At 31.0% G+C, this 14,761-nt stretch carries 13 protein-coding genes; 11 read left to right on the top strand and 2 right to left on the bottom strand.

The genetic code is table 11. The features are described from left to right. Positions 1–4: 4 nt before the first annotated feature. Positions 5–3,277: a cytochrome c biogenesis protein CcsA gene (locus M3P09_RS13825; protein ID WP_249973589.1), complete on the bottom strand. Its 3,273-nt coding sequence runs from the start codon at positions 3,275–3,277 to the stop codon at positions 5–7. A gap of 128 nt (positions 3,278–3,405) precedes the next feature. Then, complete coding sequence (locus tag M3P09_RS13830) at positions 3,406–3,795, bottom strand: group III truncated hemoglobin (RefSeq protein WP_099564039.1); 390 nt, start codon at positions 3,793–3,795, stop codon at positions 3,406–3,408. 60 nt (positions 3,796–3,855) lie between these two features. Here M3P09_RS13830 and M3P09_RS13835 point away from each other — a divergent pair, with 60 nt between their 5' ends. From M3P09_RS13835 to M3P09_RS13885, 11 genes are all read left to right on the top strand, one after another. Further along, complete coding sequence (locus tag M3P09_RS13835) at positions 3,856–4,626, top strand: Rossmann-like and DUF2520 domain-containing protein (protein WP_249973590.1); 771 nt, start codon at positions 3,856–3,858, stop codon at positions 4,624–4,626. Continuing rightward, positions 4,607–5,137: a KdsC family phosphatase gene (locus M3P09_RS13840; RefSeq protein WP_249973591.1), complete on the top strand. Its 531-nt coding sequence runs from the start codon at positions 4,607–4,609 to the stop codon at positions 5,135–5,137. The genes M3P09_RS13835 and M3P09_RS13840 overlap by 20 nt, the downstream gene beginning before the upstream one ends. 3 nt (positions 5,138–5,140) lie before the next feature. Continuing rightward, positions 5,141–5,473, top strand: a complete 333-nt coding sequence (locus M3P09_RS13845; protein ID WP_249973592.1) for a hypothetical protein — start codon at positions 5,141–5,143, stop codon at positions 5,471–5,473. 8 nt (positions 5,474–5,481) lie between these two features. Beyond that, positions 5,482–6,387, top strand: a complete 906-nt coding sequence (locus M3P09_RS13850; RefSeq protein WP_284041200.1) for a geranylgeranylglycerol-phosphate geranylgeranyltransferase — start codon at positions 5,482–5,484, stop codon at positions 6,385–6,387. Positions 6,388–6,510: 123 nt separating this feature from the next. Continuing rightward, complete coding sequence (locus M3P09_RS13855; RefSeq protein WP_249973594.1) at positions 6,511–7,083, top strand: helix-turn-helix domain-containing protein; 573 nt, start codon at positions 6,511–6,513, stop codon at positions 7,081–7,083. Position 7,084: 1 nt separating this feature from the next. After that, the gene (locus M3P09_RS13860; RefSeq protein WP_249973595.1) at positions 7,085–7,678 is read left to right on the top strand and encodes a Maf-like protein; all 594 of its coding nucleotides are present in this window, start codon (positions 7,085–7,087) and stop codon (positions 7,676–7,678) included. A gap of 35 nt (positions 7,679–7,713) precedes the next feature. Then, complete coding sequence (locus M3P09_RS13865; RefSeq protein ID WP_249973596.1) at positions 7,714–8,658, top strand: septum formation inhibitor Maf; 945 nt, start codon at positions 7,714–7,716, stop codon at positions 8,656–8,658. A gap of 37 nt (positions 8,659–8,695) precedes the next feature. Then, positions 8,696–9,217 carry a mechanosensitive ion channel domain-containing protein gene (locus M3P09_RS13870; protein WP_099564031.1) on the top strand — a complete coding sequence of 174 codons (522 nt, stop codon included), beginning with the start codon at positions 8,696–8,698 and terminating at the stop codon, positions 9,215–9,217. Between the two features lie 98 nt (positions 9,218–9,315). After that, a complete protein-coding gene (locus tag M3P09_RS13875) occupies positions 9,316–11,841 on the top strand; it encodes a PIG-L family deacetylase (protein WP_249973597.1) in 2,526 nt (841 codons plus the stop codon). 115 nt (positions 11,842–11,956) lie between these two features. Next, positions 11,957–13,783 carry a sodium:solute symporter family protein gene (locus tag M3P09_RS13880; protein ID WP_249973598.1) on the top strand — a complete coding sequence of 609 codons (1,827 nt, stop codon included), beginning with the start codon at positions 11,957–11,959 and terminating at the stop codon, positions 13,781–13,783. Next, positions 13,764–14,753, top strand: a complete 990-nt coding sequence (locus tag M3P09_RS13885) for a Gfo/Idh/MocA family protein (RefSeq protein WP_249973599.1) — start codon at positions 13,764–13,766, stop codon at positions 14,751–14,753. Before M3P09_RS13880 ends, M3P09_RS13885 begins: the two co-directional genes overlap by 20 nt. Positions 14,754–14,761: the final 8 nt, after the last annotated feature.

Here is a 14,761-nt window from a genome sequence, read left to right on the forward strand (position 1 = left end):
TTTTTTACTTTTTGTAATACTTAGCATAACCTCGATAAGCGAAAAATCCTAAAACAGCAACAATTGCACAAGCAATACCTATAAATTTAACACTTACTATTTGGTCTCCACTAGCGTAAGAATGTAATCCTGCCAAATAAAAGTTCACTCCAAAGTACGTCATTAAAATACTAGCAAAAGCTACTATTGACATTAAATTGAAAAGCCATCTCCCACGTAACCCAGGAATTAGTCGCATATGTAATACAAAGGCATAAATCATAATACTTATAAGTGCCCAAGTTTCTTTTGGATCCCATCCCCAATAGCGCCCCCAACTTTCATTCGCCCACATGCCACCTAAAAAGTTTCCTATTGTTAACATAACTAAACCTACTGTTAATGCCATTTCGGTAATTATAGTAAGTTCCTTGATATTGAGGTCCATTTTTACTTTGTTTTCTTTTGTTGTAAAAATCATTAACAACAATGAAACAACTCCTAAAATCATACCTAATGCAAAAGGACCGTAACTTGCCACAATTACTGCAACATGAATCATAAGCCAATAACTATTCAAAACTGGTTGTAAATTTGCAATAGCTGGATCCATCCAATTCCAATGTGCAATCATTAAAATCATTGATGTTATAAATGCTCCCGCCGCAATGGTTAAATCAGAATTATTTCTTTTTCCTAAAACGGCCAACACAACTCCAGAAATATCATCCTTATCAATCTTCTCCTTTTTCTTACTTATACCTACAATAAACCCAAACAACATGGTAGACCAAGCTACATAAATCATCGATTCATAGGCATCACTCCATGGAGCATGACCAGAAATATACCAACGAACAATCAATCCTGCTGTGTGCAATAAAAACAGTCCAAAAATGATAAATTTAAAAACTGTAACAGAAACATTAATAAGCTTTCTTTTATCATTAAAAATTTGAACAATCAGCAGAACAAACAACAAACTACCAGCATACATATACCAGCTAAAAAGCTTCTTAAAAATATCATACTTATTGTATAAAACTTCTGTTTTAACTTTATCATCGCTCAACATAACCTCAGCTCCGTATTGCTGTTGTGTTTTTTTAAATGCTGCTAAAAGTTTTGAAGCTTCAGAGAAATCATTTGACTGTTTAGATTTATTAAGCGTGTATAGATAAGCTCTAAATCCATTTTTTACAAAATTCCTATAAAGTGAATCTTCAATTTTATTATTTACTTCTTTATCTATTCTATAGTCGTAAGCAGAAATCCATTTGTTATTTTCATCATTAGGTATCGGGAATATTTTTAAAGACATACCTTCAACTGCATTATATAACAAACTAACGCGCTGATCGGCTTCTTTAAACTCTTTTTGAAAACCATTTGGCACTTGTGCTTTATAGGCTTCATCAAGATAAGGTGCTAATTTATACTCACCTCTTACGGTAAAAAAGTCTGCTAGTGTAGCGTATTTTTCTTCTTTATTTATGCCGATTAGCTTCCTTATAGAATCTCCCTTTTTTAGTTTTATATAAATAATGGGTACATTATACCAGAGCAAAGGACTTTCTTGTATGGATAAATAAACTTGATTAGCATCAAAATCTTCATAAGTATCACTTTTACTTAACTTACGAAGCATCTCTGATGCATAAGTGTTTACAGGCATCATACGCCCGCTAAGATCTTGAATAACTAAATGCCCAAATTCATCAGTATGTGACTTTGGAGTTATGTTAGCCTTTATAATTGAGTCTATTTGAGTTTTAGATGGTCTAGAGTGATCGTGTCCATCATCCTCAGAATGCTGTTGTGAAAATGCATTTAAACCAAAACATAAAAACATTATTGATAACAATTTTGCTTTTTTAGCCTTAACTTTTTCTAATTGACGCTTTAAGTCTCCAAAACGAGAGCCTTTGGCAAATAAAATAGCCATCATACCAAAGTAGAGCATAAAATAACCTATATAGGTTATTAAAGTTCCCCAATAATCATGGTTTACAGATAGTATAGTACCCTTTTCATCTGCATCAAAACTCGATTGGAAAAATCGATATCCTCGATGATCTAAAATATTATTCATAAATATTTTATAATCATAATCCCCTTTTTCCTCATCTAAGACAGTAACTTGACTAGAAAAAGCTGAATATCCTTTGTCTGTTCCAGGATAGCGCTCTGCTTCAAAATCATTTAACTTTATTTGAAATGGCAACTCCAACACTTTTGAACCATACTTAAAAGCAAAATCTAAACCGCCAACTTTTATTTTTTTAAAACCACCGCTAGACCCTTTACCTCCCAATAAACCAATACTTTTAGTCTCGTTATTTGCCGAAACTTTAAGCACAACACCATCCACATCATTCTTACTTTGTAGTATTATTGGTTTTTCAACAACGTCAAATGTACCTTTTACAACGGGTTTAGGAAACACCATTTGCATATTCCCAATTCTATAAAGCGAACGCAATATTAATGGCTGTAAACTATCTTTTATCAATTTACCCCGAGCTTGTGTTGCCATAGTCATATATTCACCTTCAAAAGGAGATTGAATGGTAAGAGAATCTTTTGAATAAGTAATATTTATGGCTCCTTTAGCTGGATTATTTAAAGTAAAAATAACATTATGAATACTTGCTTGTTTTCCTTCTTTTAAAAAATGATTATGTGATCCAGCACCACTTCCTTCAACAATTTTTAAATAAGCTTCTCCATCATTACTTGGTACAATATCTTCTTCAACATGAGCTATAAACTTTTCCAATTCTATAGTTACCGGTTGTTTATTGTAATCTGTTTCGATTTTTAAGCTATTATTTAGGCGTGACGAAAAATCTACTTCATTTTCAACATAACGTTGTTGTAACTGTCCATTAATTTCATAATCTCCAACAATTGTTCCTGTTATGTATGTTTCTTGGGAAAGAAAAGTGTTTTCTGTTTCTCCTTCTCTAATTGCCATCATACCTTCAAAACTCACATAGCGGGTAATAAAAGCACCTAATAAAATAAAAATGAAAGCTAAGTGTAATACTAAAGTTGCCCATTTCTCTTTTTTATACAATCTGAAACGAAAAATGTTTCCTGTAAAATTTATTACAAAAAACACCATAATAGCTTCAAACCACCAAGCATTATAAATTAAATTTCTTGTATAAGGTGTTGGAGATGTTTCTTGTCCTGCATCTAAAAATGTTCCCGTTGCCATGGCAGCAGCAAAGGCAATAAATAAAACAGCAGTAAGTCTAGTAGAGAAAAGAATTTTGGCGAGTTTATCTTGCATAATAACAACCCTTTTTTAGGTCGTGCAAATTTAAGGATTTTAGTTGATTTTGCTATGTTAAAATTTGAAAGACTTAATACAAATTCATTAATAATTATATACTTGAGACTTGTTCTGAAACTTGACTATTAAGATTGTCTTGCTTCAAATATTTTTAAATATAAAAAAGTCCCCATTTTTCTGGCGCGTCTTTTAGCATTCTCTGCATAATCACCTTCAAAAAGTTCATCTATAGTTTGAAACCAAATATTTAACCAAAGCCCAAAATGCAATTCTGTAATACTATTGTTATTATTTTTATCCACTTTTACATGAGCTTCCAAAGGGTCTCCTATATATCTAGTTTTTAAAAACAAACTTGACTCCCAAAACGTAGTTAATCTTTCTAAATGTGAATCCCAATCTTCAATTATATCGTTAAAAAAAGGTCCCAAAACAGCATCCTTCCTAACTTTTTTGTAGAATGAGGATACTAATAAAAAAACATCATCTCTGGTTTTAATATCTTTTTTATTCATAGTAGACAAAGATAAGGCATAAGTCTTTTATATGATACAATACTTACTTATTTTAGCGGTATGATTTCAGTAGTAATTATTGGCGCTGGCAATGTAGCCACTCACCTATTTAAAGCTTTTAGCAAAGCGAATAGCATAACTGTAAACCAATGGTTTAACAGAAACTTAAACTCCATCAATTCTTACAAAAATGAAGTTGAAATTATTGATAATCTATCTCTTTTAAAAGACGCTGATATATATATTATTGCTGTTAGTGATGATGCCATTGCAGAGCTATCAGAACAACTCCCTTTTGAAAACAGATTAGTTGTGCATACATCTGGTAGTGTAAGTATTTATGATATTGACAAAAAACAAAAACGTGGCGTTTTTTATCCATTACAAACCTTTAGTAAAGATGCTGAAATGGATTTTGCAAACGTACCAGTTTGCATAGAAACTATTGGTGGAGGCGAACATTATAATCTTCTTAAAAACTTAGCACTATCCATAGGGAGTCCAACAAAAAAAGTTAACAGCGATCAGCGTCGCGTATTACATTTAGCCGCTGTTTTTGTAAACAATTTTACAAATCAATTATATAGAATTGGACATGAGATAACCGAAAGTGAAGGTGCTGAATTTGATTTATTAAAACCATTAATTCTTGAAACAGCAAAAAAAGTTCAAGAGCTATCACCATACATGGCACAAACAGGTCCAGCAAAACGTCATGATAAAAAAACTATAAAAAAGCAGCTAAAGCAATTAGAAAACAAGCAACATAAAGACATTTACGAATTGTTAACTAGTTCAATACAGCAAACACATGGAAGAAAAAAGCTATAAAGAATACTTAGAACATATTACCACATTTATTTTTGATGTTGACGGTGTGCTTACAGACGGAACGGTTACAGTTACTAGTACTGGCGAATTACTACGCAAAATGAATATAAAAGATGGTTATGCGCTAAAAACTGCAGTAGACGCCGGATTTAATGTTTGTATAATCTCTGGAGGCTCAAACGAAGGTGTACGCATACGGCTAAAAGGTTTAGGAATAAAGGATATATATTTAGGAGCCCATAATAAAATTGAGCAACTTAAAGACTACTTTGACAAAAAAGGGATTAAATCTGAAAATGTATTATATATGGGAGATGATATCCCAGATTTTCCTATAATGAAGCAAATTGGCTTACCTTGTTGCCCACAAGATGCCGTACCAGAAATAAAAAACATTTCAAAGTACATTTCGCATAAAAAAGGAGGTAAAGGAGCTGCACGAGATGTTATTGAACAAGTACTAAAAGTGCAAGGCAAATGGAATGGTAACTTTAGTGCTAAATACGATTAAATATTGGCTAGAAACAAAAGAAGACATAATATAGGATTTGGTTATATTGGCTTTGGAAACAATCACAGTGTATTTAATCAAAAAACCAATAAAGCGTTTTCTACTTTAAAAAATAAACTCAACGAAGAAACTCATTTTCATTTTAAACTTAATTTTTCTCATAAAAAGTTAACCAAAAAAGAAAGAGAAATCATTAAAAATAAGATTAGAAAAAATGAAAAAAGAAGATATATTCAAGCCTTAGTATTAACCCTTTTAGTGCTTTTTATCATTGTTATAACCTTTCGAGAGTACCTTATACATGCCGTTAATAATAGAACCAAACCTTATTTATAATATTGCTATTGAACTTTTTAAACCTTATACGTTGGAAAAATTTATTGATGATTGCACTAGTGCAACTATTAGTAAAATATGCTTTTTTAGAATCATTTGGAGTGAATTTTGGATTAACCACACTACAAATTTTAATTTTAATTTTAGCTACCATTTGTATTGCAGCCGCTGGTAATGTTATTAATGATATTTATGATGTTGAAACCGATTTTGTAAACAAGCCTGATAAAATAATTATTGGAAAATCGATCTCAGAAAAAACAGCATATAATCTTTTTATTATTTTAAATGTAATTGGTGTTGGTTTAGGGTATTACTTATCACAATCTGTTGGAAGAAGCGGGTTTTTCTCAATATTTGTAATTATTTCTGCGCTTCTTTATGTTTATGCTTCCTACCTAAAGCAAACATTTTTAATTGGCAATATAATTATATCCCTATTGGTTGCATTAAGCATTATTGTTGTTGGTATATTTGAATTGTTACCAGTAATAACTACAGAAAATAGACAAACACTTTATACCTTTTTTAAAATAATTTTAGATTACTCTGTATTCGCTTTTATAATAAACCTTATTCGTGAAATTTCTAAAGATATTGAAGATATTGATGGTGATTATAAAGCAGGTATGAGAACGCTTCCTATAATAATTGGGCGAGAACGTGCCAAAAACATCCTATTTTTTTTATCACTTATTCCGCTTTTAGCAGTGTCTTATTATGTTATCAATTCGTTATACAAAAACCAAATAGCAGTTATCTTTTTTTTAGTTTTTATTATTGCGCCATTACTTTATATAAGTATCAAATCATTTAATGCTAAAACAAAAAAGGATTATCATCATATTAGTAACATATTGAAATTAGTGATGTTTTTTGGAATGCTTTCCTTACTTTTATATAGCTTTATTTAACCTTAGTTAAGGTTTAGAAATCTCTTGATATTTAAACGACAAAATAAAATGTCGTATAAATGTCCATAGAAAACCGCTATCAAACTTTCGTTTTCTGAATAACTTTGATAAAAATTATTTATTATGAATTCAATCGGAAATAAAATTTTCGAAATCCGAAAATCAAGAGGGTTAACCCAAGAAGAATTGGCTGAGCTATCAAAAATTAACTTAAGAACAATTCAAAGAATTGAAAATAATGAAAATGAACCCAGAGGAAAAACATTAGATTTAATCTGTGATGCACTTCAAATAGAGAGCACTTATTTTACAAATAAAGCTAAACCAAAATCAAGTGAATCCATTGGAACATTTATTATTGATGGAGCCTTTCTTATTCTATTAAATTTACTTCTGATGTCAATTATTGGATTCCTAACTTTAGACTCTAATGCTAATATTAATAGTCGAATTGGAGCACTCTTATTAAGTTTTTTCATTCCTTTTTTTATTGTTCTATTTACACAAAAAATGAATCCACTTGAAAGAATGTTAAAATTTGGATCTGGTTTTTTAGTTTATATTGTTATACTAATGATAGCACAAGGATTAAAAGAAGGTTTATTAGTAAGTATTCGTACGGGCATATATCTTTGCTTAATATTTTCAGTTGGAGTTTTATACTATGGTAAAACTCTAATTAAATTAATAAAATAAAATGCTAAACCAAAAACTAAAAAAACACCATATTATATTAGCTTCTGGTTCTCCTAGGCGTCAAGAGTTTTTTAAAAATTTAGGTTTAGATTTCGAAATTAGGCTAAAACCTGTAAAAGAAGAATATCCGCCGCGATTAACCCATTTCGAAATCAGCAATTATTTAGCACAATTAAAAGCGCTTCCGTTTAAAACAGAGTTAAAACCTAAGGACATCCTTATTACAAGTGATACTATTGTTTGGCACAACAACAAAGCTTTAGGCAAACCCAGAAACGACGATGAAGCTTTTACTATTTTAAAAATGTTAAGCAACGTTACTCACGAAGTAATAACATCGGTTTGCTTTACTACTACATCTTTCGAAAAAACCATACATAACATTACCAAAGTAACTTTTAAGAAATTATCTGAAGATGAAATTAATTTCTACGTAAAAAACTACAAACCGTTTGATAAAGCTGGAGCTTACGGTATTCAAGATTGGATTGGTCAAATAGGGGTTACAAAAATTGAAGGTTCTTATTTTAATGTTATGGGCTTACCAATTCATGCTGTATATAAAACGTTAAATGATATTGTAGACGCTTCATAAATTTGTAAATTTAGCTATCTATAAATTTTATCGTAATGAAGCATTCAATAAATATAAAAACACCTTTCTGGCTAGTTCTTGGAGTTTTAACACTAGTTTGTTCTTGCAAAAGTGATCAGAAAAAAGACAAATTAGCTCTAAATTCAGAAGTTAAAGTAATTGAAAATACTCCTATAGATTTTAAAGAACCATCACAAGAATTTAAAGCATATTGGTATGCTGGTAAAGCAGAAATTACCTCTTATAAATTGGAACAAGCGCGTTATGGAGAAATTAGAGAGGGTAAAGCTGTTTTAATTTATGTTACTGAAGATTTTCTTCCTAAAAAGCAAGTTAAAGCCGATAATCAAAATCCCAATAATGTTTCCGTTTTAAAATTAAATGCTACTAAGAAATTTAATACAGGCTTGTATCCGTATTCTATAATGCAAAGTACTTTTTATCCTGTTTCAAATAACCAACACGCTATAAAAGTAACTAGCTCTATGCAAGAATGGTGCGGACATGTTTTTACACAATTAAATAATAAAGATGAATTTGAAATCACTTCATATTCCTATTTTGAAAGTGAAGGGGATCAAAATTTTAAATTAGACAAAGCTGTTTTAGAAAATGAATTATGGACGCAATTACGTATCAACCCAAAATCGCTACCAACTGGGAACTTAAAAATCATTCCATCATTTGAATATGGTCGATTAAGGCATGTTAAACTAAAAGCTTACAATGCTAAAGTTACTTTATTAAACGATACATATTCAATTGATTACCCAGAATTAAATAGAAGTTTAGTAATAAGATTTAATGCCAGTTTTCCTTACGATATATTGGGGTGGGAAGAAACTTTTAAAAGCGGTTTTGGCAAAAACGCTAAAACTTTAACTACAAAAGCAACAAAATTAAAAGCTATCAAATCTGCATATTGGGGAAAGAATAAAAATGAAGACGAAGTTTTACGTGAAGCACTAGAATTGCAATAGTTCTTGTATCTTTGCCATAAGTTTTAACACAAAACTTATGGCAATTTTTTTCGATACCTATAACAGTGAAATTATAAACTCATCTATAGTTTTTGGAGTTTTTTTTATTCTTCAGTTAATTGCTAGGCTTATAGTTAGAACTATAGGTAAATCAAAAAAAATACTTACTAGTCGTGCTAGGTTAGTTGGTCGTTATTTTACTATCTCTTTTTTATTTATAACACTACTTATCATTGGGTTTATTTTTGGTGTTAATATTGATGATTTAGTAGTTGTTTTTTCCTCTGTATTTGCAATTTTAGGTATTACTTTATTTGCAAATTGGTCGATTTTAAGTAATGTAACGTCAGGCATTATTATGTTTTTTTCTTTCCCATACAAAATAGGTGACAAAATTAAAATTCATGATAAAGACCATGAAATAGAAGCACTTATCGAAGATATACGTTCATTCCAAATTCATTTAAGACAAGACAATGGCGATTTAATTACTTATCCAAACAATTTACTTCTACAAAAGGCAGTTACCTTAATCGAAAAAGATGCTTTTGATAAATAAAAAGTAAAAACTTTTAATCATAAGTTAAAGAAACATTAAAAGCTACCTTTTGGCTATTTTACTTTGCTATATTTGGTTTTTAGCTAACTAAAATAATCATGCGGAAATATCTACTTTCTATACTTATAGTGCTTGTTTCTTTTTTAAATATACAAGCCCAAAAACCCAAAACACCTTCATCATCGCAGATTTACGAATCTATTCAAAAGCTAAATTTTTTAGGTTCAGTTTTATATGTTGCTGCACATCCTGATGACGAAAACACACGGCTTATTTCATATATGTCAAATCATGTAAAAGCACGAACTGGCTATTTATCCCTTACAAGAGGAGATGGCGGGCAAAACCTAATTGGCCCAGAACTTAGAGAGCTTTTAGGCGTTATACGTACTCAAGAATTGCTTGCTGCAAGACGTGTTGATGGTGGCGAACAATTTTTTACTAGAGCTAACGATTTCGGATATTCTAAACATCCAGATGAAACCTTAACCATTTGGAATAAGAATGAAGTTTTAAGCGATGTAGTTTTAGCCATTAGAAAATTTAAGCCTGATGTTATTATTAATCGATTTGATCATAGAACACCAGGTAGAACTCACGGGCATCATACAACTTCTGCTATGTTAAGCATGGAGGCTTTCGATTTAGCAAACAACAAATCTGCATACCCAGATTTGGTAAAAAATGTAGGCATCTGGCAACCAAAACGCCTATTTTATAACACAAGTTGGTGGCGATATGGTAGTAGAGAAAATTTTGATAAAATTGACAAAAGTAATATGCTTCATTTTGATATTGGCACTTATTATCCCCTTAAAGGTTTGTCAAATAATGAAGTTGCAGCTTTAGCGAGTAGCCAACATCTATGTCAAGGTTTTGGGCGTTTATCGCAGCGTGGTTCTCAACAAGAATATATTGAATTTTTAAAAGGTGATCCATTAGCAGGAAGTAAAAATATTTTTGCTGGTATTGATACTTCTTGGAATCGTATTAAAGGAGGAAAAGCTATTGGGGATATTTTATATAATGTAGAAAACAACTTCAATTTTAAAAACCCATCGCAACATATTCCACAATTACTGAAAGCTTTTCAATTACTTCAAAATATAGAAGATAAACATTGGAAAACTCAAAAAACAAAAGAGTTAAAAGCTATTATTGAAATGTGTGCCGGTTTGTATTTAGAGGCTTCAGCAGATACAAATTGGGCAACTTCTAACGAAAATATAAATATTAACATAGAAGCACTTAATAGAAGTGATTTATCAATAAGCTTAGTAAGTTTAAACAACACCAACAATTTAAATATTTCAAAAAACATAGTATTAAAAAATAATGTAAAGTATACTTTTAAAGAAGTTATAAAAATTAGTGCAAATGAAAATCCCACCACGCCTTATTGGTTAAGTGAAAAAGGAACTTTAGGCATGTATAAAGTTAATAATACAGACCTAATTGGTTTAGCTGAAACACCTAGGCGTTATAATGTTGATTTCAATCTTTTAATAAACAATGTACCGCTAACCATAACAAAAGCAATAGTACACAGATACTCAAAACCAGAAAAAGGAGAACTATACAAACCTTTTGAGGTTATTCCAGAAGCAGCTGCAAAAATCACCGAAAAAGTCATCATTTTTGAAAATGATAAACAACGAGATATTACTGTAGTAGTCAAAGCTGGTAAAGATAACCTTGAAGGCTTTGCTGAAGTTTGTCTTCCAAACAACTGGAATGTTTATCCAAAAAATCAAAAAGTTTCGATTGCCCATAAAGGGGAAGAGCAAACACTTGTTTTTACCATCATACCTCCTAAAAATGAGAGTGAAGGCTATATAGGGCCTATAGTCACTGTTAATGAAGATAAATACTCCAAAGAACTTATAGAAATTGGCTACGAACATATTCCGTTTCAAACAGTTTTGCTTCCTAGTGAGAGCAAAATTGTACGTTTAAATATTAAAAAGAAAGGCAAAAATATTGGGTATATTCAAGGTGCTGGCGACGTTGTTCCAGAAAGTTTACAGCAAATTGGGTATAATGTTCGCGTTATAACAACAGATGAAATAGATTCAGAAACATTAAGTAGATTTGACGCAGTTGTAGTTGGTATAAGGGCATATAACGTGCTTGACGAATTACAGTATAAACAACAACAATTGTTTGATTTTGTAAAAGAGGGTGGTAATATGATTGTGCAATACAATACCAATTATCGTTTAAAAACTGAAGTCTTAGCACCTTATGATTTAAAATTATCTAGAGACCGCGTAACCAATGAAAATGCTGAAGTTCGATTTTTAAACCCAGAACACCCTATTCTTAATTACCCTAACAAAATTACTAAACAAGATTTTGAAGGCTGGACACAAGAGCGCGGTTTATACTTTCCAAATGAATGGTCAGATGAGTTTTCTCCTATATTATCTATGAACGATAAAGGAGAAACACCAAAAAACGGAAGCTTATTAGTTGCTAAATACGGAAAGGGTCATTACATATATACTGGTTTAAGCTTCTTTAGAGAGTTTCCTGAAGGTGTTTCTGGTGCTTACCGATTATTTGCAAATATGCTATCGATAGGAAAAGAAGATTTAAAACTAGAAGCCAAACTAAATGATTAATTTATGACTAAAGACAAACCGCAAAAACAACCTTGGCTAAAACTATACTCTATAGTTTTAATAGCCAATGCCATCTATATTTTAGTGTTTTATCTAATCATGCAAATTTTTTAATATGCAGACATTAAATTGGATTGATTGGGTAGTTTTAATAGTTACGTTACTTACTATAGTTGGTTATGGTACCTGGAAAACTAGAGGCAGTAAAAGTGTACAAGATTATGTGAAAGGTGGTAATACAACAAAATGGTGGACCATTGGCTTGTCTGTAATGGCAACTCAAGCCAGTGCTATAACGTTTTTGTCGACTACAGGGCAAGCTTTTTCAGACGGTATGGGGTTTGTGCAATTTTACTTTGGATTGCCTATTGCTATGGTAATTATATGTTTAGTTTTCATTCCTTTATACCATCGCTTAAAAGTTTATACAGCTTATGAATTTTTAGAAAATCGCTTCGACTTAAAAACTAGAAGTCTAACGGCTATTTTGTTTTTAATTCAACGTGGTTTAGCAGCAGGAATTACCATTTTTGCTCCTGCTATAATTTTATCTGTAGTTTTAGGGTGGCCTATCACTTATCTTAATATTTCTATTGGTGTTTTAGTAATTATTTATACCGTTTCTGGCGGAACCAAAGCCGTTACTGTTACGCAAAAGCAGCAAATGTTTGTCATTTTTGCTGGTATGCTTGCCGCTTTGTTTATAATTTTAAACCTAATTCCAGATGATGTTTCGTTTACAAAAGCTCTTGATATTGCTGGTGCAAATGGGAGAATGGAGGTTTTAGATTTCTCGTTTGATTTAGAAAATAGATATACAGTTTGGACTGGCTTAATTGGTGGAACTTTTCTTGCACTTGCTTATTTTGGAACCGATCAAAGTCAAGTACAACGTTATCTCTCAGGTAAGTCAATGAAAGAAATGCAAATGGGTTTAATTTTTAATGGCTTGTTAAAAGTGCCAATGCAATTCTTTATTTTATTGGTTGGCGTTATGGTATTTGTGTTTTATCAATTTAATCCTGCTCCGTTAAATTTTATTGATTCATCAACCGAAAAAGTCTTAGCTTCAGAATATTCGCAACAATATCAAAGTCTTCAAGAAAAACAAAATAATCTTTTCAATGAAAAGAAAGCATTAAGCATACAACTCTCAAAAAATGATGATGACAATTTACGTCAAGAATTATTTGTATTAGATAGCGTCGAGAAAACACATCGTTTAGAGTCAAAATATTTAATTAAAAGAGCGATTGACACCGCTTATGCCAATAAATATGACAGGCTAAACAAAGAGCTGTTAACTTTAAAGAGCAATAAAGACAGTGACCTTTATAAAGAAAAGGAAGAAGAAATAAAGAATTGGTATAAAGAATCTGCAAAAGATACCAATACCAATGATAGAGATTATATGTTTATCACTTTTATCCTTAAACATCTTCCTAAAGGACTTATTGGCTTATTACTTGCTGTAATACTTTCAGCAGCTATGTCTTCAACCGCATCTGAGATAAATGCTTTAGCTACCATAACTTCTATAGATTTATATGGTAGAAATCTTAAAGAAGAGAAAGATGAAAATCACATGGTAAAAGCGACAAAAGTATTCACACTCGTTTGGGGCGTTGTTGCTATAATTATTGCTTGTTTTGCTAACCTTGCAGAAAATTTAATACAGTTAGTAAATATTATTGGGTCTATTTTTTATGGTAACGTTTTAGGTGTTTTTTTATTAGCCTTTTTCTTTAAATTCATAAAAGGAAACGCTGTTTTTATTGCAGCAATTATAACTCAAATAATTGTTATTTCTTTATACTTTCTTGACGAGAACAACATTATAAACCTTCCATATCTATGGCTTAATCTTGTTGGTTGTGTATTAGTTATAGCCATCGCTTGCATTTTACAATTACTATCAAAAAATGACAAAAAAATTGCATAATAAAATTATTAATTGGGGAATTATAGGTTTAGGTAACATTGCAAATAAATTTGCTCAAGATTTGTTAACTGTCGAAAACTGCAAATTATACGCAGTTGCTTCACGAAGTCAAGAAAACGCTAATGCATTTGCTTCAAAATATAATGTCTCTAAAGCTTATAACAACTACGAAGCCTTAGCGAAAGACCCAAATATTGACGCTGTATACATTGCAACACCTCATGTATTTCATAAAACACACACGCTTTTATGTTTGGAACAAGGCATCGCTGTTTTATGCGAAAAGCCTTTTGCTATGAATAGCGAGGAAGTTGATGTAATGATTGCTAAAGCCAAAGAAAAGAACGTGCTTCTTATGGAAGCGCTGTGGACATATTTTTTACCACACTACCAATTTGTTTTAAAAGAATTAAAAAATAAAACATATGGTAATATAAAAAAGCTAGAAGCCGATTTTGGTTTTAAATCTAATCACAGCAAAACATCTCGGGTTTGGAAAAAACCTTTAGGTGGTGGTAGCCTTTTAGATATTGGTATCTATCCTATTTTTACGGCTTTATCTACTTTAGGAAAACCTAAAAACATTAAAGCCTTAGCAACATTTGAAGCAACAGAAGTAGATTCAAGCTGCACAATGGTATTTAATCATAATCACGATGTTACAGCATTTTTAAAAAGTTCTTTTTTAGAAAACACGCCTACGGAAGCCATTTTTTATTGCGAAAAGGGGACCATTAAAATTAACACTCAATTTCATTGCCCAACTACAGTTACAATAATATCTTTAGATGGAAAAGAGGAGACTGTCAATTTTAATTACAATACTATTGGTTACAATTACGAAATCATTCATTTTAATAACCTGCTTAGAGAGCAAAAAACAGAAAGCGATATCATGACGTTTCAGTTTAGCAAACAGCTTATACAAACTCTTGATAATGTTAGACGTATTATCAACCTTAATTACTAAATCATAAA

It is taken from the genome of Jejuia spongiicola (assembly GCF_023502325.1).
Classification (GTDB): Bacteria; Bacteroidota; Bacteroidia; order Flavobacteriales; family Flavobacteriaceae; genus Wocania_A; species Wocania_A spongiicola.